The organism is Winogradskyella poriferorum, assembly GCF_050618035.1.
Lineage (GTDB): Bacteria > Bacteroidota > Bacteroidia > Flavobacteriales > Flavobacteriaceae > Winogradskyella > Winogradskyella poriferorum_A.
The window spans coordinates 1-207 of record NZ_JBODPY010000362.1 but is presented as its reverse complement, the minus strand read 5'-3'; the positions used below and the strand labels follow the sequence as shown (position 1 = coordinate 207).

Here is a 207-nt window from a genome sequence, read left to right as displayed (position 1 = left end):
AATGTGTTATTTCTAAATTATAATAATAAAATTGAATATTATGCACAAATTGGAGCTGATATTTTTAGCCAACTTCAATCTCAATTAGAACTTGACCATATAAATTTACTTTATGTGTCCTTAACCAGGCCTACAGATCAATTATATATTATATCTAAAGAAGATTATACGAAAGGCGAGCCAAATCCGAAGACGTACTCCGGATTT

Annotated in this window: 1 protein-coding gene; it reads left to right on the top strand. The window is 29.5% G+C overall.

Annotation, left to right across the window (positions count from 1 at the left end; translation table 11 throughout):
* Positions 1–207, top strand: a 207-nt coding sequence (locus tag ACRHOC_RS16065; protein WP_431159547.1) for a hypothetical protein, incomplete at both ends; no start/stop codon positions are given.